The organism is Streptantibioticus parmotrematis, assembly GCF_019890615.1.
GTDB lineage: Bacteria > Actinomycetota > Actinomycetes > Streptomycetales > Streptomycetaceae > Streptantibioticus_D > Streptantibioticus_D parmotrematis.
Map to the genome: position 1 here is coordinate 191,910 of NZ_JAINVZ010000003.1, position 24,116 is coordinate 216,025.

Annotated in this window: 23 protein-coding genes; 4 read left to right on the plus strand and 19 right to left on the minus strand. The window is 71.3% G+C overall.

The window, feature by feature from the left end:
* Positions 1-132: 132 nt before the first annotated feature.
* From tatC to K7472_RS06080, 9 genes are all read right to left on the minus strand, one after another.
* Positions 133-1,062 (minus strand): twin-arginine translocase subunit TatC, encoded by a 930-nt coding sequence (gene tatC, locus K7472_RS06040; RefSeq protein ID WP_222974773.1) that lies wholly within the window; start codon positions 1,060-1,062, stop codon positions 133-135.
* Between the two features lie 191 nt (positions 1,063-1,253).
* A complete protein-coding gene (locus tag K7472_RS06045) occupies positions 1,254-1,457 on the minus strand; it encodes a hypothetical protein (protein WP_109454055.1) in 204 nt (67 codons plus the stop codon).
* A gap of 91 nt (positions 1,458-1,548) precedes the next feature.
* Entirely contained in the window at positions 1,549-1,782 is a 234-nt protein-coding gene (locus K7472_RS06050) for a hypothetical protein (RefSeq protein ID WP_252395148.1), read from the minus strand.
* 13 nt (positions 1,783-1,795) lie between these two features.
* Entirely contained in the window at positions 1,796-2,755 is a 960-nt protein-coding gene (locus tag K7472_RS06055; RefSeq protein WP_222974775.1) for a helix-turn-helix transcriptional regulator, read from the minus strand.
* A gap of 12 nt (positions 2,756-2,767) precedes the next feature.
* Positions 2,768-3,736: a helix-turn-helix transcriptional regulator gene (locus tag K7472_RS06060; RefSeq protein ID WP_222974777.1), complete on the minus strand. Its 969-nt coding sequence runs from the start codon at positions 3,734-3,736 to the stop codon at positions 2,768-2,770.
* A 128-nt stretch (positions 3,737-3,864) separates the two neighbouring features.
* Positions 3,865-4,236: an FKBP-type peptidyl-prolyl cis-trans isomerase gene (locus tag K7472_RS06065; protein ID WP_222974779.1), complete on the minus strand. Its 372-nt coding sequence runs from the start codon at positions 4,234-4,236 to the stop codon at positions 3,865-3,867.
* A gap of 66 nt (positions 4,237-4,302) precedes the next feature.
* Complete coding sequence (locus K7472_RS06070) at positions 4,303-5,289, minus strand: FKBP-type peptidyl-prolyl cis-trans isomerase (RefSeq protein WP_222974781.1); 987 nt, start codon at positions 5,287-5,289, stop codon at positions 4,303-4,305.
* Positions 5,290-5,452: 163 nt separating this feature from the next.
* Entirely contained in the window at positions 5,453-6,814 is a 1,362-nt protein-coding gene (gene pafA / locus K7472_RS06075; protein WP_222974783.1) for a Pup--protein ligase, read from the minus strand.
* Between the two features lie 9 nt (positions 6,815-6,823).
* On the minus strand, positions 6,824-8,074 hold the full coding sequence (locus K7472_RS06080; protein WP_222974786.1) for an MFS transporter: 1,251 nt from the start codon (positions 8,072-8,074) through the stop codon (positions 6,824-6,826).
* 154 nt (positions 8,075-8,228) lie between these two features.
* On the opposite strand from K7472_RS06080, the gene K7472_RS06085 reads away from it, so the two are divergent.
* Positions 8,229-9,284 carry a LacI family DNA-binding transcriptional regulator gene (locus K7472_RS06085; protein WP_308013787.1) on the plus strand — a complete coding sequence of 352 codons (1,056 nt, stop codon included), beginning with the start codon at positions 8,229-8,231 and terminating at the stop codon, positions 9,282-9,284.
* A gap of 17 nt (positions 9,285-9,301) precedes the next feature.
* Here the strand turns inward: K7472_RS06085 and prcA are convergent, their stop codons facing one another.
* The 5 genes from prcA to arc form a co-directional block, all read right to left on the minus strand.
* Complete coding sequence (prcA, locus tag K7472_RS06090) at positions 9,302-10,063, minus strand: proteasome subunit alpha (RefSeq protein WP_222974791.1); 762 nt, start codon at positions 10,061-10,063, stop codon at positions 9,302-9,304.
* Positions 10,064-10,122: 59 nt separating this feature from the next.
* A complete protein-coding gene (prcB, locus tag K7472_RS06095) occupies positions 10,123-10,968 on the minus strand; it encodes a proteasome subunit beta (protein WP_222974793.1) in 846 nt (281 codons plus the stop codon).
* 279 nt (positions 10,969-11,247) lie between these two features.
* Positions 11,248-11,463: a ubiquitin-like protein Pup gene (locus tag K7472_RS06100; RefSeq protein ID WP_222974795.1), complete on the minus strand. Its 216-nt coding sequence runs from the start codon at positions 11,461-11,463 to the stop codon at positions 11,248-11,250.
* 176 nt (positions 11,464-11,639) lie between these two features.
* On the minus strand, positions 11,640-13,151 hold the full coding sequence (gene dop, locus K7472_RS06105; protein ID WP_372457925.1) for a depupylase/deamidase Dop: 1,512 nt from the start codon (positions 13,149-13,151) through the stop codon (positions 11,640-11,642).
* Between the two features lie 161 nt (positions 13,152-13,312).
* A complete protein-coding gene (gene arc / locus K7472_RS06110) occupies positions 13,313-15,079 on the minus strand; it encodes a proteasome ATPase (protein ID WP_222974797.1) in 1,767 nt (588 codons plus the stop codon).
* A gap of 310 nt (positions 15,080-15,389) precedes the next feature.
* Between arc and K7472_RS06115 the strand changes: the two genes are divergently transcribed.
* Positions 15,390-15,689 (plus strand): ferredoxin, encoded by a 300-nt coding sequence (locus K7472_RS06115; protein WP_372457926.1) that lies wholly within the window; start codon positions 15,390-15,392, stop codon positions 15,687-15,689.
* Between the two features lie 149 nt (positions 15,690-15,838).
* Here the strand turns inward: K7472_RS06115 and K7472_RS06120 are convergent, their stop codons facing one another.
* From K7472_RS06120 to K7472_RS06130, 3 genes are all read right to left on the minus strand, one after another.
* A complete protein-coding gene (locus tag K7472_RS06120; RefSeq protein WP_222974799.1) occupies positions 15,839-16,399 on the minus strand; it encodes a hypothetical protein in 561 nt (186 codons plus the stop codon).
* Between the two features lie 317 nt (positions 16,400-16,716).
* On the minus strand, positions 16,717-17,664 hold the full coding sequence (locus K7472_RS06125) for a tRNA (adenine-N1)-methyltransferase (protein WP_222974804.1): 948 nt from the start codon (positions 17,662-17,664) through the stop codon (positions 16,717-16,719).
* Between the two features lie 93 nt (positions 17,665-17,757).
* Positions 17,758-19,002 (minus strand): site-2 protease family protein, encoded by a 1,245-nt coding sequence (locus K7472_RS06130; RefSeq protein WP_222974806.1) that lies wholly within the window; start codon positions 19,000-19,002, stop codon positions 17,758-17,760.
* A 115-nt stretch (positions 19,003-19,117) separates the two neighbouring features.
* Here K7472_RS06130 and K7472_RS06135 point away from each other — a divergent pair, with 115 nt between their 5' ends.
* A complete protein-coding gene (locus K7472_RS06135) occupies positions 19,118-20,077 on the plus strand; it encodes a RecB family exonuclease (protein WP_252395149.1) in 960 nt (319 codons plus the stop codon).
* Between the two features lie 41 nt (positions 20,078-20,118).
* Positions 20,119-20,790: a response regulator gene (locus tag K7472_RS06140; protein ID WP_109454040.1), complete on the plus strand. Its 672-nt coding sequence runs from the start codon at positions 20,119-20,121 to the stop codon at positions 20,788-20,790.
* 126 nt (positions 20,791-20,916) lie between these two features.
* On the opposite strand, the gene K7472_RS06145 is transcribed toward K7472_RS06140, so the two are convergent.
* Together K7472_RS06145 and K7472_RS06150 are read right to left on the minus strand one after the other, a co-directional pair.
* Entirely contained in the window at positions 20,917-22,515 is a 1,599-nt protein-coding gene (locus tag K7472_RS06145; protein WP_222974810.1) for an ABC transporter substrate-binding protein, read from the minus strand.
* Between the two features lie 852 nt (positions 22,516-23,367).
* A complete protein-coding gene (locus K7472_RS06150; protein WP_222974812.1) occupies positions 23,368-24,069 on the minus strand; it encodes an HAD family hydrolase in 702 nt (233 codons plus the stop codon).
* Positions 24,070-24,116 lie beyond the last annotated feature (47 nt).

The window sequence follows — 24,116 nt, forward strand, 5'->3', positions numbered from 1 at the left end:
GCCTACCGGCCGGGTCCGACAGCCCGCGTGATCTTTTCCGGGCCCCGGCTCCGCGCTGTCCCCACGACCGGGTGACGCTGTTCCCGCGACCGGGGTGGCGCTGTTCCCGCGATCGGGTGGCGGTTCCCGCGATCAGGTGGCGTCGTCGAAGCCGTCCGTGCGGTCGGCCTCCGGCAGCGCGGAGGGCGTCGCGACCGGCTCGACGGCGGGCAGGCCCTCGGGGGTGAGGTCCAGGTCGGAGGCCTCGTCCGGCGACAGCCCGTCGTCGGCCCGCTTCTCCTTGCGGCGGTCGTGGACGAGCGAGATCGCGACGGCGACGAAGTAGAGCACGACGATCGGCACGGCCAGCGCGAGCATGCCGACCGGGTCGGTGGTGGGCGTGGCGATGGCGGTGAAGATGGTGATGCCCATGACCATCCAGCGCCACCAGCGCAGCATCCTGCGCCCGCTGAGGATGCCGCCGAAGTTCAGCAGGACCAGCAGCAGCGGCAGCTCGAAGGCGAGCCCGAAGACGACCACCATCCGGGTCACCAGGTCGATGTAGTCGTCGACCGGGACGAGGTTGGTCACGTGGGCCGGGGTCAGGTGCAGCAGCACCGAGGCCGAGGTCGGCAGGATCGTGTACGCGAAGTAGCCGCCGAGGGCGAACAACGGCACGCCCGCGCCGACGAACGAGACCGCGTACCGCTTCTCGTGGGCGTGCAGGCCGGGGGCGATGAAGGCCCACAACTGGTAGAGCCAGACCGGCGCCGCGCAGACCACACCGGCCATCAGCGCCACCTTGAAGGCGATGCTGAACGGGCCGAGGATGCCGCTCACCGTCAGGTTGGCGCACGGGTGGGCGCCGCTGAGGAGTTCGGAGGCGGGGCCGTGACAGCCCACCGCCTTCAGCAGCGGGTGGGCGAGGAACTCGATCAGCCGCTTCTGGAAGTAGGCCGCTACCGCGGTGACCACGCCCACCGCCAGCAACGACTTCACGAGGCGATTGCGCAGCTCACGCAGGTGGTCCACGAGCGGCATCCGCCCCTCGGGGTCCTTCGTCTTGCGGGCGGACTTGAGCAACCCACGTCCTCATCTCGTGCGGCAGCCGTCGTCGTCGGCTTGGGTCTCGGTGGAGCGATGGTAACGCGCTGTGGTGAACCCCTGGCAATCCCCGGGGAACCGTCACGTCACCGCCCCCGGACGGCCGGGACGACCCGCGGCCGAGGCGGCGCCGTCAGCCTACCCCTCCGGCCGGTACCGTCCGTAGGCGGTCACCGGCGCGCGATCTCGCCCGCCCGGACCGCCAGCGGCTCCGCGGTGCGCTGGAACTCCTCCGCCGCGCCCGCGATCGCCCGCGAACCGGCGGCGATGCTCGCGGAGAGCCTGCGGACCTCCAGGTGGACCCGGATCGCGAGGACACCGAGGACCGCGATCCCGCAGAACGCCAGACCGGTCCAGACGAAGAGCCAGAGCATGCGGCGAGCCTAGTGCCTCTCCCTGGGCGACCGGTGACGCGGGCCACCGGGACGCGAGCCGGCTGATCCCGGGCGGGCGGGCCGCCCGGGATCAGCCGATGTGCAGCCGCATCGTGCGGACCCCGCCGCCGGTGAGCAGTTCCACGATGCGCTCCCCGGCCGGCTTGCGGACCGCGGCACCGCAGTCGGGGCAGGTGAAGGAGTAGAACGTGGTCCTGGCGGTGCGCCCGATGGCCAGGCGCAGGGCGGCGGCGCCGAGTTCGAAGCAGCCCCGGCAGTCGGGGCAGGCCGCGCGGAAGACCACGTCGTGCACGGTGGGCGTCATGGCGCGCCGCCCCTCACCGCTCGCCGTAGGCCGCGAGCGCCCGCTGCGCGGCGTCCCGGGCGCTGTCAGCCAGCGCCGACGGCGAGACGATGCGGCCGTCGCGGCCCAGGCGCAGCGCCAGCCTGCGCAGCGAGCCGGGGTCGGGGGTGCGCAGGGTGACGCGCAGCCCGCCGTCCGGCAGTTCCTCGGCGCTGTCGTACGGGTAGTACTCGGCGACCCAGCGCCCGCCGGGGCCCACCTCCACGACCACCTCGGGGTCGTCGCCCGCGGGCTGCACCAGTCCGGCCGACAGGTCGCGCGGCTCGATGGGCGGCGGGTCGGACGGCTCGTCCAGCAGCTTGATCTCCGCGACCCGGTCCAGCCGGAAGGTGCGGCGGTCCTCCGAGAGCCTGCACCAGCCCTCGAAGTAGGTGTGGCCGACCGCGAACAGCCGGATCGGGTCCACCTCGCGCTCGGTCAGCTCGTCGCGGGCGGGCGAGTAGTAGCGGATCCACAGCCTGCGCCGCTCGGCGATGGCCCGGTCCACGTCGGCGAAGACACCGCCCTCGGACTCGAAGGTCACCGACAGCCGCGAGCTCGCCCCGGCCGCCTCGCCGGCCGCCGTCTCCAGCTTGGCGCAGGCCCGCAGCAGAGCCTGCCGGTCGCTCTCGCGCAGCCCCGGCAGGGTGGCGACGGCGCGGGCGGCCACCAGCAGGGCGGTCGCCTCGTCGGCGGCGAGCCGCAGCGGCTGGGCGACCTCGTCGGCGGTGGCGGCGTTGTGCCACCAGATGTGCTCGCCGTCGGTGTCGATGTCCAGCAGGTCGCCGCCGCGGAAGCTGGTGCCGCACATCGGCAGCACGTTGAGGTCGCCGATGAGTTCGGCCTCGCTGACCCCGAAGGCGCGGGCCACCTCGCCGACCCGGGCGCCCGGCCGCTCGCGCAGGTAGGTCACCAGGGACAGCATGCGGCGGGTCTGGTCGATCGCGTTGGACATCTCGTGGCCCCCTCAGCCCTTCGCCACGGCACGCAGCCGGTCGATGACGTCCGCCCGCAGCTCCTCGGGGGCGAGCACCACCGCGTCCGCCCCGAACTCCACCAGCCAGGCGTCGAGCCCGTGCCCGTACGGGATCTCCAGCTCGTCCCAGTCCGCCGCCCACTCACCGCTCGCGGGGACGGTCTCGACCGCCTTCGCGCGCAGCGGGTACCCGGCGCCGCGGCGCAGCCGGATGCGCGCGGTGGAGGTGGCGCCCTCCCCGGCCCAGCTGGCCACCGTCTGCCGCACGTCGACGTGGTCGGGCACCTCGGCGGTGAACCGGCCGCCGCGCGGGCGGACCCGGCCGGTGATGCGGCTGAGCCGGAAGACCCGGCGGGCGGACCGCTCGCGGTCCCATCCGGCCAGGTACCAGTGGCCGCGCCAGCACTCCAGGGCCCACGGCTCGACCTCACGGGTCTCCGGGCGCACCGCGCTGGCCTTGCGGTACTCGAAGACGACGGGGCGGCGGTCGCGGGCGGCGAGCATCAGCGGCTCGAACGCGGGCTCGTGGGCCGGGATGTGCGGCTCGATGACGCTGTGCCCCTCGCCGTACCCCTCCTCGGTGAACGGCACCCCGGCGGCCCGCAGCTTCTGGAGGGCGCCGCTGGCGGCACCGGCGAGGCGGGCCTGCTGCCACACCCGGGCGGCCAGGCTCAGCGCGGCGGCCTCCTCGGCGTCCAGGGCGATCTCGGGGAGGCGGTTGCGGTCGCGGCGGGCCACGTAGCCGGTCTCGCCGTCGAGCGCCTCGACGGTCTCGATGACCATGCCCAGCTCCCGCAGGTCGTCCTTGTCGCGCTCGAACATCCGGTTGAACGCGTCCTCGGTGCCGATCTCGCGGTAGGCCTCGATGGACAGGCGCAACTCGCGCTTGGCGAGCGGGCGACGGGTGTTCATCAGGCACAGTGCCAGGTTCATCAGTCGCTCGGCCTTGGCGATGGCCACGACGCACCCCTCCTGTTCAGCTGTTCCGCCGTCGAACCTACCGCTCCGCGCGCCCGCCGCAAAAGCCGACGGCCCCCGCCCGGAGGGGCGGGGGCCGTCGTCGGAACGGATGTCCGAACCGGGCTCGCTCAGACCTTGAGCAGGTCGACGACGAAGATCAGCGTCTCGCCGGGCTGGATCGCCGGGGTCGGGCTCTGGTTGCCGTAGGCGAGGTGCGCCGGGATGGTCAGCCGGCGGCGCCCGCCGACCTTCATGCCCTGCACGCCCTGGTCCCAGCCCTTGATGACCCGGCCGCCGCCGAGCGGGAAGGTGAACGCCTGGCCGCGGTTCCAGCTCGCGTCGAACTCCTCACCGGTGCTGAAGGCGACGCCCACGTAGTGGACGGTGACGTTCTGGCCGGCCTTGGCCTCCGCGCCCTCGCCCACCCAGATGTCCTCGATCTCCAGGTCCGCGGGCGCCTGGCCCTCCGGGAAGTCGATCTCGGGCTTTTCGATGTTCACGTCGGTGCTCCTCAGTGCGATGTCCTGCGACCGGGACAGTCTCCCATCCCGGCCCACGGGAGATGATCAGACCGTGCCCAGGATGTCGACCGAGAAGACCAGCGTCTCGGTGCCGGAGATGCCCGCCTGGGGGTTGCCCTGGGAGCCGTAGCCGTCCGCGGGCGGGATCACGACCAGCACCCGGTCACCGACGTGCTTGCCGACCAGGGCCTTGTCCCAGCCGGGGACGACCGAGCCGGTGCCGATCTGGAAGCCGGTGGCGCCACCGTGGTCCCAGGACGAGTCGAACTTCTTGCCGTTGGACCACATGACGCCGGTGTACTGGGCGATCAGGCCCTGGCCCTTCTTGACGACCGGGCCGGTGCCCTGGATCAGCACCTGCTGCTTGAGCTGCGACGGGGCCTTCTCACCCTTGGGGATGGTGATGACGGCCGGCTTCTGCGACGGCGACTGCACCGTCGGCAGGCCCGACTGGCTCGGCGCCTGGGTGCCCTTGGCCTCGGCCTTGGCGTCGAAGGAGCCCGCGGCGGCGACGTCGACCACCCACACCAGGGTGTCGGAGGCGGAGATGCCGGACTGCGGGTTGAGGCCGGAGCCGACGAGGTCGCCCGCGGTGCCCTGCACCAGGACCCGGCTGCCGGTCTTCTGGCCGACGACCGCGTCGAGGACCTTCTCGGGCAGCTGCTGGCTGGCCTGCCCGGTCTGGAGCACCAGCTGCTGGTGCGGGCTGTTCGCCGAGGAGGTGGTGGTCCAGGAGCTGACGATGGGCTGGCCGTTCTTCCAGTTCTCCGCCTGGACGTCGGCCCGGACCCAGTCGCCCTTCTTGATGGTCGTGCCGGAGCCCGCGTCGAGCGTCTTGACGACGGTGCTCTTCGACGGGTCCCCCTTCTTGGGGATGGTGATGGCGGGCTTGCTGCCCTCCTTGCCGGTGACCTGGGCCACCGCGCCGGAGGAACCGCTCGATGAGTTGGATCCACAGGCCGCCGCGGTGAGCAGGAGGGCCGGTGCCACCAGCATCGCGGCGGCGCGTCGTACGAACGTAGTGCGAGTCATCAGTCCAACCGGGGTCGCGAGCGGGCAATGCGTGCCACTGTACGACGAAGGAAGGGCCCCGTACGAGAAACGTACGGGGCCCCGGCACTCGCTTGACGCCTCATGTGACTCATGTGATGAACCTATGGAGATCGCGAGGGGCGCCGATCACCTCACGACCGGGTCACATTCCGGCGATCAGCTTCTCCACCCGGTCGTCCACCGAACGGAACGGGTCCTTGCACAGCACCGTGCGCTGCGCCTGGTCGTTCAGCTTCAGGTGCACCCAGTCGACGGTGAAGTCGCGGCGCTGCTCCTGGGCGCGCCGGATGAAGTCCCCGCGCAGCCGCGCCCGGGTGGTCTGCGGGGGCACCGACTTGGCCTCGAAGATCCGCAGGTCGTCGCAGATCCGCTTGGCCTGGCCCTTGCGCTCCAGCAGGTAGTACAGCCCGCGGCGGCGGTGGATGTCGTGGTACGCGAGGTCTATCTGCGCGATCCTCGGGTGCGACATGGTGATGTTGTCGCGCTTGCGGTACCGCTCGATGAGCTGGTACTTCATCACCCAGTCGATCTCGGTGCCGATCGACGACAGGTCGCCGGAGCCGATCGCCTCCAGCGCGCGGCCCCACAGGTCGAGGACCTGCGCGGTGACCCCGTTGCGGATGCCGCGGCGCTCGCAGAAGTCGACCGCCTTGGAGTAGTACTCCTCCTGGATGTCCAGCGCGGAGGCCTCTCGGCCGCTGGCCAGCCGCACCTTGCGGCGTCCCGTTATGTCGTGGCTGACCTCGCGGATCGCCCGGATCGGGTTCTCCAGGGTCAGGTCGCGCATCACGGTACCGGCCTCGATCATGCGCAGCACCAGATCGGTGGCGCCGACCTTGAGCAGCATGGTCGTCTCGGACATGTTGGAGTCGCCGACGATGACGTGCAGCCTGCGGTAGCGCTCGGCGTCGGCGTGCGGCTCGTCCCGGGTGTTGATGATGGGGCGCGAGCGCGTGGTGGCCGAGCTGACGCCCTCCCAGATGTGCTCGGCGCGCTGGCTGACGCAGTAGACCGCGCCGCGTGGCGTCTGGAGCACCTTGCCCGCACCGCACAGCAGCTGACGCGTGACCAGGAACGGAATCAGGATGTCGGCGAGGCGGGAGAATTCACCGTGCCGGGCGACCAGATAGTTCTCGTGGCAGCCGTACGAATTGCCCGCGGAATCGGTGTTGTTCTTGAACAGATAGACGTCGCCGGCGATCCCCTCCTCGTGGAGCCTGCGCTCGGCGTCCACCAGCAGGCCTTCCAGGATGCGCTCTCCGGCCTTGTCGTGGGTGACCAGTTCGGTCACGTTGTCGCACTCGGGAGTGGCGTACTCCGGGTGCGAGCCCACGTCGAGGTAGAGGCGGGCGCCGTTCTTCAGGAAGACGTTGCTGCTGCGACCCCATGACACGACACGGCGGAAGAGGTACCGCGCCACTTCGTCCGGCGACAGGCGTCGCTGTCCCCGGAACGTGCACGTGACGCCGTACTCGTTCTCCAGCCCGAAAATGCGGCGGTCCATGACTGAACATTACGCCTGATGACTACTGCTGAAACCGGGTTCGGCGGGCACGATTCGATCATTTTCCTTCCGCTGCCGCAGGTTTGGCGTGGCGAGAAAGCGGCTACCGGCCAACAGGACCAGCAACGCGACCGTGCCGCCCGCCCCCGCGACGGCGAACGCCGCCCGCGCGGCGCCGTACTGGGCGGCGGGACCGGCCACCGCCGTGCCCAGCGACGCACCGACGCCGAACGCGGTCACCACCCAGGAGAACGCCTCCGTGACGGTGCCCGCCGGGGCGTGCCGGTCGACCACGACGAACGCGCAGGCGAGCACCGGCGCGAGGAACAGTCCGGCGAGCGCGGACAGCGCCGTCATCACGGCGACCGGCGCGTCGGCCACCAACGGCAGGTAGGAGACGGCGAGGGCGAGCATCAGCAGCCGCAGCCGCCGCTCCGGCACGCCGGCCCAGGTGCGCGCCCCGTACGTCACCCCGCCGACGAGCGCGCCGAAGCCCAGCGCGGACAGCAGCCAGCTGGAGACCATGCCGCCGCCGTGCGCGTCGGCGTACGCCACGGCCGCCACCGCGATCGAGCCCAGCGCCAGTCCGACGAAGAACAGCGAGCCCAGCAGCGTCAGCAGACCGCGCGAGCGCAGCGGCCCGAGCCAGTGCGTGTCGCGCTCCCCCGCCCGCCAGCGGCGCGAGGGCCCGGAGGTGACCACGCACAGCGTCCCGGCGACCCCGACCAGGGCCAGTGTCACCAGCGCGGCGGCGGTGGACGCGGCGGCCACGATCAGGGTGACCAGCAGCGGGCCGACCGCGAACATCACCTCCTGGGCGGCGGCGTCCAGCGCGTAGGCGGCGTGCACCTGCTCCTGGCGTCCGCCCAGCACGCTCGGCCACAGCGCCCGCAACGCGCCCTCCAGCGGCGGCGTGGCCAGGCCCGCGACCGCCATCGCCGCGCAGGACAGCGGCAGCGGGCGGGGGCCGGTCAGGGCGAACAGCGTGGTCGCGGCGGCGGCCACCACGGCGCCGCCGAGCAGCACGCCCGGCTGGCCGCGCTTGTCGACCAGCCGTCCCAGCACCGGCTGGCCGATGGCGTTGCCGAGGCCGTAGACCGCGGAGAGCGCCCCGGCGAGGGTGAAGTCGCCGCCGTGGGCCCGGGTGAACAGCACGATCGCCAGCGCGGCGGTCGCGTTGGGCAGCCGCCCGACCAGAGTGCCGGTCAGCAGCCGCAGCGCGTGCCGGGTACGCAGCAGCGGCAGATAGCCGGTCGCCATGTCCTCCCCGTTCCCGCGGGCGGTGCCCACGGTGTCGTGCGCGGCTCACCCGCGCGAGGTTTTACGTATAACGTCGATCGCGTCATACGTAGCATGGGCGCACCCCGCGCGTCCAACCACGGACCGCGGGGACCGACCGGAAGGAGCGCGGCAGGTGCCGCCCACCACCCGTCCCACCTCACGGGACGTCGCCCGCGAAGCGGGCGTCTCGCAGGCCACGGTCTCGCTCGTGCTGGGCGGCAAGTGGCGCGGGCGGGTCTCCCCCGCGACGGCGGACGCGGTACGCGAGACCGCCCTGCGGCTGGGCTACCGGCCCAACCTCGCGGCCCGCAGCCTGCGGCTCGGCCGCACCAGGACCGCGCTGCTGGTGGTGCCCGCGCTCACCAACGAGTACTTCGCCCGGGTCCACACCGGCGCCGCCCGGGTCGCCGCCGCACACGACTTCGGGGTGGTGCTCTACCCCTCGCCGGAGGGCGTGGGTCCGGCCCGCGACCCGTTCGGCTCGGCGCGGGCGGCGCTGGACGGGGTGATCGCCTCCTCGATGGCGGCCGACGCGCTGGCCGCGATCAGCGGGGAGACGGCCGCGGCTCCGCGGACGGCGGGCGGACCGGGCGGGCTGCCGCTGGTCATGCTGGACAGCGACCCGGCGCAGAGCGGGGCGGCGGCCACCGTCAACCTGGACCTCGCCTCCGGCATGCGGCAGGTGACGGGCCATCTGGCGGCGCTGGGCCACCGCAGGATCGCGCACATCGCCTCGGCGGTCGACTCCTGGACCTTCCGGGTGCGCCGCGCCGCGTTCGACGCCGCGACGCGGGACCTGCCCGGCGCGGTCGTCACCCGGCGGACGGCGGCGCTCAGCGTCGAGGGCGGTCTGCGGGCCACGCACGACGCGCTGACCGCGCCGGGAGCCCGGCCGACCGCGCTGGTCTGCGACGACGACGTGCTCGCCGCGGGCGCCTGCAAGGCGGCACGGCGGCTGGGGCTGCGGGTGCCGCTGGACGTGTCGGTCACCGGGTTCGACGACCTGGCGCTGGCGACCGCGGTGGAACCCGAACTGACCACCGTGCGGCTCCCGGCCGACGAGGCCGGGGCCCGGGGCATGGCCGCGCTGCTCGCGGTGATCGACGGGCTGAGCCCGCAACAGGCCGACCTGCCGGTCGAGTTGATGATCCGTGGCTCCACCGGGCCGTGCCCGGTGGAGCCACGGTGAACGCCGCTCCGGAGCGGCTACTCCTGCTCGGTGGAGTCCTCGTCCGCCCCGGCGTCCTGCGACGCCGGGGCCTCGGCGGCCCCGGACTCCAGCAGCCGGGTGAGCGCACCGCCCAGCACCCGGCGGAACTTGCGCTGCTGCGGCCGGGTGCGGTCCAGCACCGCGACCTCCAACTGCTCGGCGGTCAGCCGCCGTTCGCCGCCGTTGTTGTCCCTGCCGAGGGAGTCCACGGCGAGCTTGAGCGCCTGGGCGAGCGTCATGTCGTCGCGGTGGCGCTGGTCGAGGTAGGTGCCGATCTGGTCGGAGTTGCCGCCGACCGCCACCGCGCCGTGCTCGTCGACGATGGAACCGTCGTGCGGCAGCCGGTAGATCTGGTCGTCCTCGGGGGCCGCGCCGACCTCCGCCACGATCAGCTCCACCTCGTACGGCTTCTCGCCGACGCTGGAGAAGATGGTGCCCAGCGTCTGCGCGTAGACGTTCGCCAGGCCCCTGGCCGTGACGTCGTCCCGGTCGTAGGTGTAACCGCGCAGGTCGGCGTAGCGCACGCCGCCGATCCGCAGGTTCTCGAACTCGTTGTACTTGCCGACCGCGGCGAACGCGATGCGGTCGTAGATCTCACTGACCTTGTGGAGCGCCCGGGACGGGTTCTCGGCGACGAAGAGGATGCCGTCGGTGTACTGGAGCACGACGACGCTGCGTCCGCGCGCGATGCCCTTGCGGGCGTACTCGGCGCGATCCGCCATGGCCTGCTGTGGTGAGACATAGAACGGCGTCGACACCGGCTATCCGTCCCTTTCTGTCAGTGCGGAGTGCTGTCCGGTCACGTGGGTCGCGCCGCCTACAGGACGGAGGCCCGCGGGCCGTCCGGTTCCTGGAGCCGCCGCTCGTGGATGGCGCGCACGATGTCCGCCCCTTCCTCGTCACCGAGCCTGCGGAAGCCGTCCTCGGTGATGACGGTGACGATCGGATAGATCCGCCGGGCGAGGTCGGGGCCGCCGGTCGCCGAGTCGTCGTCGGCGGCGTCGTAGAGCGCCTGGACGACGGCGGTGACCGCCTGCTGCTCCGTCAGGTCCTTGCGGTAGAGCTTCTTCAGGGCGCCGCGCGCGAAGACCGAGCCGGAGCCGGTGGCCGCGAAGCCGTGCTCCTCGGAGCGGCCGCCGGTCACGTCGTACGAGAAGATCCGGCCTCGCTCGCGGTCGGTGTCGTACCCCGCGAAGAGCGGGACCACCGCCAGGCCCTGCAGGGCCATGCCGAGGTTGCCGCGGATCATCGTGGACAGCCGGTTGGCCTTGCCCTCCAGGGAGAGCGTGGCCCCCTCGATCTTCTCGTAGTGCTCCAGCTCCAGCTGGAAGAGCTTGACCATCTCCACCGCGAGGCCCGCCGTGCCGGCGATGCCGACCGCGGAGAACTCGTCGGCGGGGAAGACCTTCTCGATGTCGCGCTGCGCGATGACGTTGCCCATCGTCGCGCGGCGGTCACCGGCGAGCACGACGCCGCCGGGGAAGGTGGCGGCGACGATGGTGGTGCCGTGCGGGATCTCCACGGCGCCCTGCACCGGGGGCAACGAGCGCCCGCCCGGCAGGAGTTCGGGCGCGTGCGACCCCAGGAAGTCGAGGAACGACGACGATCCGGGCGTCAGGAAGGCAGCTGGTAGACGCCCGGTGCTACGAGTGTTGGCTTCCACACGTTTCCTTCCGGGTATGCGGCGGCCCGACGTGGGGACGTCCGGGTCGTCCTTGAGCTCTGTGATGCGTCAGTTGCGGTTGATGCACGGTACGCCAGGACCCTACCCGCCGGGCGGCGGTGATCCACATCCGGAACCGAAGCCGAACGGCCCCCGCGACGGCGTGCCACCGGACGCCTCCGGCCACGGGTCGGGCAGGGGACGACGAGGCCCGCCGACGACGGGGGCGCTCCGCAGCGGAAGCGCTCCCTCCCGTCGCGCGGGCCGGGTCCTCGCCGCCTACTGTCCGCCCTTTTGGACAAAGCTCCGGACGAAGTCCTCCGCGTTCTCCTCCAGGACGTCGTCGATCTCGTCCAGGACGGAGTCGACGTCGTCCGAGAGCTTCTCCTGGCGCTCCTTGAGGTCCGTGGTGGACTGCTCGTCCTCGGTGGTCTCCTCGACCTCCTCGGTGGAACGCGTCGCTCGCTGCTGCCCGCCGGTGTCCTTGGTAGCCATGTGCCCCTCACCCCGCTCGGTTGCATGTCCTGCAAGATCAGACCCTACAAGCCGGGTCCGACATCGGCTCTGTTCTCCGGTGACCAGGTGCTGCGGCGGTCCGGGCCGGCCGGTGAGCCGGTTCACCCCCTTCAACGCTCGGGGGTCACCTGGATGATTCCCTCCCGGACCGCCTTTCAGCCGCCCGAGAGGATCCGGACCAGGTCCTCCGCCGTGTGGCAGCGGTCCAGCAGCTCCTTGACGTGGTTGCGGGTGCCGCGCAGTGGCTCCAGCGTGGGCACCCGTTGCAGGGAGTCACGGCCGGGCAGGTCGAAGATGACCGAATCCCACGAGGCCGCCGCCACGTCGTCCGCGTACTGCTCCAGACAGCGGCCCCGGAAGTAGGCCCTGGTGTCCTCAGGAGGCTTGATACGGGCCTGGGAGACCGCGTCCTCGTCCAGGAGCCGTTTCATCCGGCCCCGGGCCACCAGACGGTTGTACAGGCCCTTGTCGGGGCGTACGTCCGCGTACTGCAGGTCGACGAGGTGCAGCCGGGCGGCGTCCCAGTCGATGCCGTCCCGCCTGCGGTAGCCCTCCAGCAGCTCCCGCTTGGCCACCCAGTCCAGCTCGCCCGCCAGGCTCATGGGATCGCTCTCCAGGCGCCCCAGGACGTCCTCCCAGCGGGTCAGCACGTCCCTGGTCTGCTCGTCGGCGTCGGTGCCGTAGCGGTCCTCGACGTACTTGCGGGCCAGCTCGTAGTACTCCATCTGGAGCTGCACCGCGGTGAGGGTGCGGCCGCTGCGCAGCGTGATCAGGTGTCGCAGACCGGGGTCGTGGGAGACCTGGTGCAGGGTGCGCACCGGCTGGTCCACGGCCAGGTCGACGGCGATGAACCCGTCCTCGATCATGGACAGGACCAGGGAGGTGGTGCCCAGTTTGAGGTAGGTGGAGATCTCCGAGAGGTTGGCGTCGCCGATGATGACGTGCAGCCTGCGGTACTTCTCGGCGTCCGCGTGCGGTTCGTCGCGGGTGTTGATGATGGGCCGCTTGAGGGTGGTCTCCAGACCCACCTCGACCTCGAAGTAGTCCGCCCGCTGGCTGATCTGGAAGCCGTGCTCCCCGCCGTCCTGCCCGATGCCGACCCGGCCGGCGCCGGTGAAGACCTGACGGGAAACGAAGAACGGGGTCAGATGGCGGACGATGTCCGAGAAGGCGGTCTCCCGCTTCATCAGGTAGTTCTCGTGGGTGCCGTAGGAGGCGCCCTTGTTGTCGGTGTTGTTCTTGTACAGGTGGATGGGCTGCGCGCCGGGCAGCTGGGCGGCCCGTTCGGCCGCCTCGGCCATGATGCGTTCGCCCGCCTTGTCCCACAGCACCGCGTCCCGGGGGTTGGTGACCTCGGGGGCGCTGTACTCCGGGTGGGCGTGGTCGACGTAGAGCCGGGCACCGTTGGTGAGGATCACGTTGGCCAGCCCGATGTCCTCGTCGGTGAGCTGGCTGGAGTCCGCGGAGTCCCGGGCGAGGTCGAAGCCGCGGGCGTCCCGCAGCGGGTTCTCCTCCTCGAAGTCCCAGCGGGCCCGGCGCGCCCGGTGCATCGCCGCCGCGTAGGCGTTGACGATCTGGGACGAGGTGAGCATGGCATTGGCGTTCGGGTGGCCCGGGACGGAGATCCCGTACTCCGTCTCGATCCCCATTACTCGCCGTACGGTCATGCGGCCCTCCTTGCGCGTGGCGCGGTACCGAAGAGCGTAGAGCGCGAGGAGGGCGGCGGGGAGATCATTTGGCGCTTTCCTCGGCTTCGGCCCCGGACCAGGAAAAACGTGTCCGGCCGCGGGTACCGGTGGGGACCGGTACCCGGCAGCCGGACGGCGTCCTACAGGTACTGCCCGGTGTTGGCCACGGTGTCGATCGAGCGACCGGTGTCGGCGCCCTGCTTGCCGGTGACGAGGGTGCGGATGAAGACGATCCGCTCGCCCTTCTTTCCGGAGATGCGGGCCCAGTCGTCCGGGTTGGTGGTGTTCGGCAGGTCCTCGTTCTCCTTGAACTCGTCCACGCAGGCGGAGAGCAGGTGGGAGACGCGCAGGCCCTTCTGGTTGTGGTCGAGGAAGTCCTTGATCGCCATCTTCTTGGCCCGGTCCACGATGTTCTGGATCATGGCGCCGGAGTTGAAGTCCTTGAAGTACAGGACCTCCTTGTCACCGTTGGCGTAGGTGACCTCCAGGAAGCGGTTCTCCTCGGTCTCCGCGTACATCCGCTCGACCACCGACTGGATCATGGCGCCGACGGTGGCGTCGGGCGACGCGCCGTGCTCCGACAGGTCGTCGGTGTGCAGCGGGAGCTTCGCGGTGAGGTACTTCGAGAAGATGTCCTTGGCGGCCTCGGCGTCCGGACGCTCGATCTTGATCTTCACGTCCAGCCGGCCGGGGCGCAGGATGGCCGGGTCGATCATGTCCTCGCGGTTGGAGGCGCCGATGACGATGACGTTCTCCAGGCCCTCGACGCCGTCGATCTCGGCGAGCAGCTGCGGGACGATGGTGTTCTCCACGTCCGAGCTGACGCCGGAGCCGCGGGTGCGGAAGAGCGACTCCATCTCGTCGAAGAAGACGATGACGGGGGTGCCCTCGCTCGCCTTCTCCCGGGCCCGCTGGAAGACCAGGCGGATGTGCCGCTCGGTCTCGCCGACGTACTTGTTGAGCAGCTCGGGGCCCTTGATGTTCAGGAAGTAGCTCTTGCCCTGGGGCTGCCCGGTGACCTCGGCGACCTTCTTGGCAAGGGAGTTGGCGACCGCCTTGGCGATGAGCGTCTTGCCGCATCCGGGCGGGCCGTAGAGCAGAACGCCCTTGGGCGGGCGCAGTTCGTGCTCCCGGAACAGGTCCGGGTAGAGGTAGGGGAGTTCGACCGCGTCGCGGATCAGCTCGATCTGGTTGCCCAGGCCGCCGATCTTGTCGTAGTCGATGTCCGGGACTTCCTCCAGGACGAGTTCCTCGACCTCGCTCTTGGGGACGACCTCGTAGACGTAGCCGGAGCGCGGCTCCAGCAGCAGGGCGTCGCCGGCGCGGATGGTGACGTCCAGCAGCGGTTCGGCGAGCCGGACCACCCGCTCCTCGTCGGTGTGCCCTATCACCAGCGCCCGTTCGCCGTCCTCGAGGATCTCCTTGAGGGTGACGATGTCGCCGACGCTCTCGAACTCCATCGCGTCGACCACGTTGAGCGCTTCGTTGAGCATGACCTCCTGGCCACGCCGGAGTTCGTCCACCTCGACGGACGGGCTGACGTTCACCCGCAGCTTCCGGCCGCCGGTGAAGATGTCGGCCGTACCGTCGTCGTTCGCTTGCAGGAAGACGCCGAATCCGGCAGGCGGCTGGGCGAGCCGGTCCACTTCCTCCTTGAGGGCCACGATCTGGTCGCGCGCCTCACGCAGGGTGTTGGCCAGTCGTTCGTTCTGCGCGGAAACGCCTGCCAGGTTGGTCTGGAGCTCGACGATCCGCTCTTCGAGAATCCTCGTGTGCCGCGGAGAGTCGGCGAGCTTACGTCGCAGGACGGCGATTTCCTGCTCGAGAAAGGCCACCTGGCTCGCGGGGTCCTCCGAACCCCGTGCGGGCCGGTTGCCACGGTTCATGTCGTCGTCGTGGGCTGCCACGGTCCTCACCTCCTCCAGGGGGAGCTGGACGCTTTCAGACCCTACCTGGGCCGGTGCGGGTTGAAACCCCTAGATCACAAACCCGGTCGGGGTGTGTCCGATCTTCACCCTTGCGCGCGCCCCCACGTCAGGGAGATACCCACCCAACAACATCGGAAAGCGACCGGTTGTATCGTCAGTTTGGTCAACACCCGCCAGGATCCGTTATTCCCGGCGGTTCCGGGACCGTCCCGGGCGGGTACGCACGGCCTGCGCAACGGCGCGGACCGGACGACCGGGCGAGACGACGAACGGCAGGCGAGGGATTTTCGTGAGCGAGGCTGTGGACGCGACGGGTGAGGCGCTGGAGGTCTGGATCGACCAGGACCTGTGCACCGGCGACGGGATCTGCGCCCAGTACGCGCCGGAGGTCTTCGAGCTGGACATCGACGGGCTGGCCTACGTCAAGGGTGAGGACGAGGAGTTGCGCGCGGAGCCGGGGGCGACCGTTCCCGTGCCGCTGCCGCTGCTGACCGACGTGGTGGACTCCGCGAAGGAGTGCCCCGGCGATTGCATCCATGTGCGCAGGGTGTCCGACCGCGTAGAGGTGTACGGGCCGGACGCGGAGTGACGCGTCGCCCCGGCGGTTCCTGGAAGCGCCGGGGCGTTCACCCGCGATGACCGGGCGGGCACGGGTCGCGTACGGGCGGCGCGGCAGGTCTTCGCACGGCTTCGGGCCGCGGTCCGCCCTGGCCGGATCCCGTCGGGTACGGGGTCGGCTCAGACGCTGTTGGCGTGCGGGCCGGGGATCGCGACGTAGCGGCCGTCGTTCCAGACCCAGCTGAACTTCCGCGCCAGGTCCGGGCAGCAGCGCGGCACCTGGTTCGAGGAGTAGCCGAGCAGGGTGGCCGAGACGGTGCGTCCGGTGACGGTGAAGTCCCGCAGGCTCAGCTTGTTCGCGGGGTCGACGAGGGTGCCGACGACGCGCGGCGTCCCGCCCGGTGCGGCGGGCTGGTCGAGCACGTAGACGCCGCTGGGCGGGGTGCCGGTCGGGGCGTCGCAGCGGACCACGGCGACCGTCTCCGGGCGCCCGTCGCCGTCGAGGTCGGCGGCGGCCTTCGTGACCACGTCGACCGGCAGGCCGTGGCAGGCGATCGGGTAGTGGGCGGCCGAGGCGTTCGGGGCGCCGGGCGCGGTGGCGGGGGCGAGGGTGGGGGCGGCGCCCGCGGGCTGCGCGAGCACGCAGATCGCGACGGCGGCGGCGAGGCCCAGGCCGGTCGCGAGCCAGTGCGCCGCGGTGGCGCGGGTGTGGGGAAGGTCCGGTCCGGCGGAAGGCTGCACGCGCGAACGTCTCCTGGAACTCGGGCCGTAAGGCGTGTCCGAAGGGGTGGCCAGCATGGTGCCACAGGTCACACGGCGTGGGACCACCGGGGCGGCCGTCGGCACGGTGTGCGCACGCGGGCTCGGGGCGGCGCGCAAGCGCCCCCTGGTCATCCAACGACTCGGCGCCGCCGCCGGGTTCCCGGAACGGGGAACTCGGCGACGGCGCCGGGAGGTTGAGGCGCGCGGGCGCTTCGTCGAGGCACGCGGGCGCTTCGGGACGGGCGGGCGCTTCGAGGGCGGGCGGCGGGTGTGGACCCGCCCCCTTGGGGTGACGGCTACGCGGTCGGGGGCTCGTCCTGCGGGGCGGCGGCGCCTTCGCGGGCGGCCGGGGTCGCGTCCTTCCCTCCCCAGCCCGCGTAGTCCTCGCCGTAGGCGCCCTTGGCGGGCCTGCGGCGGCGCAGCGGGGGCTCGACACCGTCCGCGAGGCGGCGGGCGGTCAGCAGGAAGCCGGTGTGGCCGATCATGCGGTGGTCGGGCCGCACCGCGAGACCCTCGACGTGCCAGGTGCGCACCATGGTCTCCCACGCGGTCGGCTCGTTGAACGTGCCGTGTTCGCGGATCGCCTCGACGGTGCGGGCCAGCTGCGTGGTGGTGGCAACGTAGGCGCACAGCATGCCGCCGGGCACCAGGGCCTTGGAGACCGGCTCCAGGCACTCCCAGGGGGCGAGCATGTCGAGGATGACGCGGTCGACGTCGGTGTCGGACAGGTTGTCCTGGAGGTCGCCGACGGTCAGCTGCCAGGCCGGGTGCTCGCCGCCGAAGTAGCGGCGCACGTTGTCCGCGGCGATCTCGGCGAAGTCGGGGCGGCGCTCGTAGCTGTGCAGCATGCCCTGGTCGCCGACCGCGCGCAGCAGGAAGCAGCTGAGCGAGCCGGAGCCGACTCCCGCCTCGACCACCCGCGCGCCGGGGAAGATGTCGGCCATCGACAGGATCTGCCCCGCGTCCTTGGGGTAGACCACGGCGGCACCGCGGGGCATGGACAGGACGTAGTCGGGGAGCAGGGGCCGCAACGCGAGGTACGCGATGTTCCCCGTGGTACGCACGACACTGCCTTCGGGGGCGCCGATCAGCTCGTCGTGCGGGAAAGAGCCCTTGTGGGTGTGGAAGCTCTTGCCCGCTTCGAGCGTGAAGGTGTGGTGGCGTCCCTTGGGGTCGGTGAGCTGGACCTGGTCCCCGACCTGGAAGGGCCCGCGACGGCGGGCGGCACCGGTCGGTTCGGACATGTGAACAGCCTATCCGAGGTCAGCGGGTGCCCCGGCCGCCGCGGGCCCGTCCTCCCCGACCAACCCGCCCTTCGCGACCAGGTCGGCGCGGGGCTACGGGCGGGCCGGCTGGGCCATCGCCTGGACGAAGGCCCGCTCGACGTCCGCGGTGGACAGGACGCCGTAGATCTCGCCGGTGGGCTCCAGGACCAGGTACTCGCTGGCCGGGGTCTCGCGCAGGGTGTCGAGCAGCTCCTCGCCCGACAGCTCGGCCGACACCCGCATCCCGGGCCGCAGGTCCTGGGTGAGGCCGCTGACGGCGACCCAGGGGCGGCGGTGCTCGGGGATGCTCATGATCGCGCTCTCCCGGACCAGGCCGGTGGCGTCGCCGTGCGGGTCGACGACGACCAGGGCGCGGGCACCGGCCTCGTTGGCCCGGCGCAGCGCCTCGGACAGCGGGGTGCCCGGTTCGACCGGGACCGCCCGGCGGGTCAGGGTGCGGGCGCGCAGGCCGGGGAGCCGCTCGCGCAGCCGGGCCATGCGCAGGCTGTTGCCCGCGCCGGTCCAGATGATGGCGGCCAGGATGGCGGCGAGCAGCGCGTCGGTGAGCGAGTCGGCGCCGGTGACGGTCGTCTGGTCGCCGCGCCCGCCCGCGTAGCTGAGCAGGGGCAGCCCGATCAGCACGGCGACGGCGAGCGCGCGGCCGGTCCAGGCGGCGGCGACGGTGCCGGTCATCGGCCTGCCGCTGAGCTTCCAGACCACGGCGCGCAGCATCCGGCCGCCGTCCAGCGGCAGCCCGGGCAGCAGGTTGAAGGCGGCAACGATGAGGTTGGAGACCATCAGTCCGGCGAGCAGCACGCCGGGCACCGTGCCGGGGGTGACGCCGCGCATGCCGAGGTAGAAGACCCCGGCCAGCACCAGGGACAGCAGCGGCCCGACGAAGGCCAGCACGAACTCCCGGCCGGGACTGTCGGACTCCTTCTCGATCTCCGAGACACCGCCGAAGAACTGGAGCTGGATGCGGCGCACCGGCAGGTCGAAGCGGAGCGCGGCGACGGTGTGGGCGAGCTCGTGGACCAGCACGGAGGCGTAGAAGGCGACCGCGAAGAACAGCGACACCAGGTAGCGGGCGGCGCCCAGCTCCGGCAGGACCCGGTCGAGCTGGCCGCCGAAGACCCAGGTGATGAGCGCGGCGACCAGGAACCAGCTGGGCGCCACGTAGACCGGCACGCCGAAGGGGCGGCCCATGAGGATGCCGCCTCCCGCCTCGCGCGGGCGCTTGCCTCCTCCGCCGCCCTTGGGCCCCGGCCCGGGGGCCGCTCCCCCGCTGCCGGACTGCGGATGCCCGCTGTTGTCCACTGTGTCCCCTCGTCAAGGTGAACCCCGTACTCGATCATGCGGTACGGGGCGTCTGCCGTCGATGGTAACGACGCGGTGCGCGGGGATGTCAGTGGCGCCCCTTAGGGTCGGTGCCATGAACGCCAGGCCCGAACTCGCCGCTCCCAGGCCCCCGTCGTCGCTGTCGCCGTCCCGGGCCGGGGACTTCATACGGTGCCCGCTGCTGTACCGCTTCCGGGTCATCGACCGGCTCCCGGAGAAGCCCAGCGAGGCGGCGACCCGCGGGACCGTGGTCCACGCGGTGCTTGAGCGCCTGTTCGACGTCCCCGCGATCGAGCGTACGCCGCTGCTGGCCCGTTCGATGGTGGCGCCGCAGTGGCAGCGGCTGCTGGCCGAGCGCCCCGAGCTGGCCGAGCTGTTCGCGCCGGAGTCGCCCGGCGGGGCGACGGACCCGGCGGACGACGCAGGGGTGGCCGACGTGGGACCGGAGGCCGCGGAGAGTGCGGCCGGGCCGTCCGCGGCGGAGCGGCTGGCGCGGTGGCTGGAGAGCGCCGAGCGGCTGGTGGAGCGCTGGTTCTCGCTGGAGGACCCGACGCGCCTGGAGCCGGCCGAGCGCGAGCTGTACGTCGAGACGGCGCTGGAGTCGGGCCTCGTGCTGCGCGGCTACGTGGACCGGCTGGACGTGGCGCCCACCGGCGACCTGCGGGTCGTCGACTACAAGACGGGCAAGGCACCGCGCCCGGAGTACGCGGCCGAGGCGCTGTTCCAGATGAAGTTCTACGCGCTGGTGCTGTGGCGGCTGCGCGGGGTGGTGCCGCGCCGCCTCCAGCTGGTCTACCTCGGCAGCGGCGACGTGCTGACGTACGACCCGACCGAGCAGGACCTGCGCGGGGTGGAGCGCAAGCTGCTGGCGCTGTGGGAGGCCATCCGGCGGGCCACCGAGACCGGCGACTGGCGCCCGCGGCCCGGCAGGCTGTGCGACTGGTGCGACCACCGTGCGCTGTGCCCTTCGTTCGGCGGCACGCCCCCGGTCTATCCACTGCCCACGACGCGGACGGCTCCGGACGATCTGGTGCCGTCCGATCCGGCCGGTTAGGCCAGAATGGGGCCGACCGCCCCCTGCCCGAAGGAGATCCCGTGGCGATCCGCGTCCTGCTCGTGGACGACCAGCCGCTGTTGCGCACCGGTTTCCGGATGATCCTGGAGGCGGAGGCGGACCTCGCGGTGGTCGGCGAGGCCGGGGACGGCCTGCAGGCGCTGGAGCAGGTGCGCGCGCTACAGCCCGACGTGGTGCTGATGGACATCCGGATGCCCCGGATGGACGGTGTCGAGGCGACCCGGCAGATCACCGGCCCGGGGCGGGACGGCCCGGCGAAGGTCCTGGTGCTCACCACGTTCGACCTGGACGAGTACGTGGTGGAGGCGCTGCGCGCGGGCGCCAGCGGCTTCCTGCTCAAGGACGCGCCGGCGGTCGAGCTGGTGCAGGCGATCCGGGTGGTGGCCGCGGGCGAGGCGATGCTCGCGCCGAGCATCACGCGAAGGCTGCTGGACAAGTACGCGGGACGGCTGCCGTCCGGCGAGGAGCCGCTGCCGCAGGCGCTGGGCACGCTGACCGAGCGCGAGGTGGAGGTGCTCAAGCTGGTGGCCAGGGGGCTGTCCAACGCCGAGATCGCCGCCGAGCTGTTCGTCAGCGAGACCACCGTCAAGACGCACGTCGGCCATGTGCTGACCAAGCTGGGCCTGCGGGACCGGGTGCAGGCCGCGGTGTACGCGTACGAGAGCGGCCTGGTGCGGCCCGGGGCGTCCTGATCCGCTCCCGGTGAGGACGGTCCGGAGACTCCCGTTGCGGAAGATCCGGAAAGGGGTGGGCCCCGGTGCTTCGTACGCACCGGGGCCCACCCCTTCGTCACCGGCCCTGACGGGCCGCCGTCCGGATCACTCCGAGACGCCGCGGCCCAGCTCCCAGAACTGGAGCTCCGAGGAGGAGTTGAGCGCCCACTCGGTGCCCGTGATGTCGTTCTTGGCGGCCAGGTACTGCTTGCCCTGCCACAGCGGGATGAACGGCACGTCCTGCGCGAGGTCCTGCTGCGCGGTCTCGAAGCTGTTCACGGTCGCGCTGCGCTCGGTCTGCTTGCGCTCGGCCGGGATGATCTGGTCCTCGATCTGGCTGTTGCGGTACGGCGTCCCGAGGATGTTGTCCTTGCCCATGAACGGCGCCAGGTAGTTGTCCGGGTCCGGGAAGTCGGGGAACCAGCCCATGCCCCAGACCTGGTACTTGTCGTTGAGCGAGGCGTTGCGGAAGGTGTCCCACGGCACGCCCTGGAGCGTGATCTTGAACAGACCGCTGGCTTCCAGCTGCTTCTTCAGCTCGGCGAACTCGTTGGCCGTCACCGAGCCGTAGTGGTCGGTGGTGTAGGTCAGCGTCAGCGGGACCGGCGTGGTGATCCCGGCCTTCTGCAGTGTCTGCTTGGCCTTGGAGACGCTGGGCTCACCGTAGGTGTTGAAGAACGAGTTGCTGTGGCCGGTGATGCCCTGCGGGATCATCGAGTACAGCGCCTCGGAGGTGCGCGCGTAGACGTCGCGGACCAGCGCCTCGCGGTCGACGACCTCGGCGACGGCCTTGCGGACGGCGACGCTCTTGACGGTCGGGTCGTTGGTGTTGAAGACCAGGTAGCGGATCTCCGAGCCGGGCGCCTCGACCAGGTTGATCTTGCTGGACGTGGTGTCCTGGAACTTGGCTATCTCGTCCGGCGTCATGGTGCGGTTGACGACGTCGACCTGGCCGTTCTGCAGCGCCTGGACCATCGCGGCCGAGGTCTTGTAGAACTTCAGGGTGATCTTGTCGTTGTTGAGCTTGAAGGCACCCTTGTAGTTGGGGTTCTTGTCGAAGACCGCCTCGTCGCCCTGCTTGAAGGAGTCCAGCTTGTACGGGCCGGAGCCGACGAGCTTCGTACCGGCGAGGATCTTGTTCGCCGGGTAGACCTTGCTGTCGACGATCGCCGCCGCCGGGGTCGCCAGCTTGTAGGGGAAGGTGGCGTCCGGGGTCTTGAGGTGGAAGACGATGGTGTCGTCCGTCGGGGCCTCGACCTTGTCGACGTTGTCGAGCAGCGAGGACGGACCGTTGGGGTCGTGGATGCCCAGCTGACGGTCGATGGAGAACTTGACGTCCTTCGAGGTCAGCGGGTCACCATTGGAGAACTTCAGGCCGCCGTGCAGGGTGCAGCGGTAGGTCTCGCCCAGCTGGTCGGTGAAGCCGCACTTGCTCGCGGCGTCCGGGATCGGGTCGGTGCCGGTGGGCGGGAAGCTCAGCAGGGTCTGCAGGGTGTTGCCGAGGATGTTCCACTCGCCGATGTCGTAGGAGTCGGCCGGATCCAGCGGTGCCGGGCTGTCCTTGGTCACCTCGATCTGGTCGGTGGTGCCCACGACGATGGCGTCGCCGCCGCCCCCACTGCCGCCGCTCGAACCACCGCACGCGGCAAGGGCGGGCGCGATCAGGCCCACCACGGCCGGCAGCACCAGTAGCTTGCGATTCATCCTCGTTGGTCTCCCTTGTCGGCGTTGGCTGTTCGCACTGCGGAGGGCGCTACGCCGGCGCCGCCCGCTCCCCCGTACATCATCGGTGTCGTACCTGTGTCCCTGCCGGGACGGCGGAGTGGAGCGGCTCCTTGGCGGGCGGGTGCGGCGGGCCGGCCAACACCGTGTGCGGGACGCCCCGTTCGGCGAGGGGTCCGTGCACACCACCGCGGTCCGTGTCGCACGCTGCCGCGACGATACCGAGGTTGCGGTGGTTCCGTACCAAGGAGACGCCAAAGTTCTCGCTCCGTGCGGCAGGGCCGCCACCGCACCGGCCGGGGACGGCCACGCGGGAGCGGTGCGCGGCGGGGTGCGTCCCGCGCCGCGTGCCCGGGTAGGCGGTCATCGGCCCTCCTTCATGGTCTCGGTGCGGCGGCAGCGGTCACGGCGGCTTGGTGAGCGGCATCTCGTGAATCCGTTGCCCAATGCCGATCTGGTGTTTCGGCATTGACCAGCGAAGACCCTAGTAGGAGCACCTGACTGCACCAGAACACGGACCAGTTGAGGCGGAATCACACCGAGATAACGACGCGTCGCACTCCGATATCCGGACACCGGCGCGTTCTTCCCTTGCGGCCACCAAACGGGACACAAGGGCGCCCGGAAGGCCTTCAGGGGCCGCCGTCTATCACATGCCACGACGCACGTCAACGGACGCGCCAGTGACAAGAATCACGGAACCCGCCGTGCGGGGCCCTCCGGGAATTCGATCAGCGTATTCGTCACGGAAAATGAGCAGGCGGGAGCCGAGAGTTCTCGCGGGGAATTGCGCGGCACGCTCAGTGCACGGGTTGTTCCTTCACCGTCATCGTTTCAGGTGGCGGGTGCCATCACCGAGCGGAGAAAAGTCAGATCGACCTGTTCCAGGGACGTCACGACGGTGCGTCCGGGAGCCGCCGAGATGGGCACCAGCGAGGGCACCGCGACCACCCGGCAGCCGGCCGCCTCGGCGGAGGCGACCCCCGTCAGGGTGTCCTCCACGACCACGCAGTCGGCCGGATCGGCGCCGAGCCCGGCGGCGGCCGTCAGGTACGGCTCGGGGTGCGGTTTGGTGTGGGTGACCTCGTCGCCGGCGACCGACAGCGCGAAGTTCTCCGGGCCGAGGGAGCGCAGCACGATGTCGATGATGTGCCGGTGGGAGGCGGAGACCAGTGCGGTGGGCACCTGGTGGGCGGCGAGTTCGGTCAGCAGGCGCCGGGCGCCCGGCATCAACGGGACACCGCGGCCGATGAGTTCCGTGAACCGGCCGTTGATCAGGACGGACAGCTCGTCGAAGGTCTGCCGGACGCCGGTGACGGCGATCAGGTGCGCCACGCTGCGCGTCATCGGGCCGCCGATGACGACCTGGCGGTGCTCCTCGCCCAGGACGTGGCCCAGCTCGGCGAAGACCTCGCTCTCGGCGGACCACCAGAACCCCTCGGTGTCCACCAGGGTGCCGTCCATGTCGAGCAGCACGGCCCGCGGGGACGGGCCGTCGGTGCGCTGGACCTGGACGGCGGGGACGCTGCTGGTCATCCGGATACCTCCGTAGGGGACGAAGAGGCCGGCCGTCCACCACTGAC

Excerpts from the sequence above, each read along its gene's own strand:
- K7472_RS06045 (WP_109454055.1), bottom strand. The coding sequence starts at position 1,457 with ATGCTCTGGCTCTTCGTCTGGACCGGTCTGGCGTTCTGCGGGATCGCG.
- K7472_RS06050 (WP_252395148.1), bottom strand. The coding sequence starts at position 1,782 with ATGACGCCCACCGTGCACGACGTGGTCTTCCGCGCGGCCTGCCCCGAC.
- K7472_RS06055 (WP_222974775.1), bottom strand. The coding sequence starts at position 2,755 with ATGTCCAACGCGATCGACCAGACCCGCCGCATGCTGTCCCTGGTGACC.
- K7472_RS06070 (WP_222974781.1), bottom strand. The coding sequence starts at position 5,289 with ATGACTCGCACTACGTTCGTACGACGCGCCGCCGCGATGCTGGTGGCA.
- pafA (WP_222974783.1), bottom strand. The coding sequence starts at position 6,814 with ATGGACCGCCGCATTTTCGGGCTGGAGAACGAGTACGGCGTCACGTGC.
- K7472_RS06080 (WP_222974786.1), bottom strand. The coding sequence starts at position 8,074 with ATGGCGACCGGCTATCTGCCGCTGCTGCGTACCCGGCACGCGCTGCGG.
- K7472_RS06100 (WP_222974795.1), bottom strand. The coding sequence starts at position 11,463 with ATGGCTACCAAGGACACCGGCGGGCAGCAGCGAGCGACGCGTTCCACC.
- dop (WP_372457925.1), bottom strand. The coding sequence starts at position 13,151 with ATGACCGTACGGCGAGTAATGGGGATCGAGACGGAGTACGGGATCTCC.
- K7472_RS06125 (WP_222974804.1), bottom strand. The coding sequence starts at position 17,664 with ATGTCCGAACCGACCGGTGCCGCCCGCCGTCGCGGGCCCTTCCAGGTC.
- K7472_RS06135 (WP_252395149.1), top strand. The coding sequence starts at position 19,118 with ATGAACGCCAGGCCCGAACTCGCCGCTCCCAGGCCCCCGTCGTCGCTG.
- K7472_RS06145 (WP_222974810.1), bottom strand. The coding sequence starts at position 22,515 with ATGAATCGCAAGCTACTGGTGCTGCCGGCCGTGGTGGGCCTGATCGCG.
- K7472_RS06150 (WP_222974812.1), bottom strand. The coding sequence starts at position 24,069 with ATGACCAGCAGCGTCCCCGCCGTCCAGGTCCAGCGCACCGACGGCCCG.